This window comes from Frankia sp. AgKG'84/4, from assembly GCF_023242965.2.
In the GTDB taxonomy this organism is placed as follows: domain Bacteria; phylum Actinomycetota; class Actinomycetes; order Frankiales; family Frankiaceae; genus Frankia.
Genome location: NZ_JALKFU020000915.1, coordinates 1 through 792, shown reverse-complemented (window position 1 = coordinate 792; position 792 = coordinate 1). Strand labels below are relative to the sequence as shown.

Below are 792 nucleotides of genomic sequence, written 5' to 3'. Positions count from 1 at the left end.
CGGTGTTCGTGGCCGCCGGGGCACCCGACTCCGGCCAGGCGGACCACGCCACGACCGCCGGCTGGGTGACGACCGGCGTCGTGATCGCGTTGATGGTCTTCGCCGCCACCTGGGGAACCCGACGACTCACCGCCGTCCGGCGCGCCCCGCTGCTGGCCGGCGCGGCCGGGGTGCTCTCCGCGCTGCAGGCCGCGCTCGTCAGTGGGGCGGGCCATCTCGTGACGACCAGCGGGCTCGGCGGACTGACCCGCTCCTGGTTCCCCCTGGCGATCGTCGCCGTGGCGTTGATCAGCGCGGTCCTCGCGCAGAGCGCCTACGAGATGGCGCCGCTGCCTGCCTCCCTGCCCGCGTCGGTGAGCACGGAGCCGCTCGTCGGGGTCGCGATCGGCGTCGGCCTGCTCGGCGGCGGGCTGCGGCTCACCCCGCTGGCCATCGTCGCCGAGGTGATCGGCCTGGCCGTGATGACCGTCGGCGTGCGGACCCTGGCCCGCTCGCCCCTGATCACCGGCCAGCTCTCCCGGCTCGCCGCCCGGCAGGCGCAGGGACGCCTCTCGCGGTTGGAGGAACAGGTGCACCACGACCTGGAGCGGCTGCGCCACGATCTGCGGCACAGCCGGCGGACCGGTCCGAACAGTCCCGCCACCCGGCGACTGCGCAAACGGCTCGGCCGTGACCTCGACCGGATCGGCGCGGAGCTCGCCAGCCTCGCCGACGAGGGGTGAGTCCCACTGCGTGGTGTAGATCGGGAGCGGCTGGTTGATCGTCCGGGGTGCGGGTGTGTCGCTCCGAGAC

1 protein-coding gene is annotated in these 792 nt (G+C 74.6%); it reads left to right on the top strand.

All coding sequences use genetic code 11. The features are described 5' to 3' along the window. Positions 1-722, top strand: a 722-nt coding sequence (locus MXD58_RS26010) for a DMT family protein (protein WP_518478691.1), incomplete at its 5' end; no start/stop codon positions are given. Between the last annotated feature and the right edge of the window lie 70 nt (positions 723-792).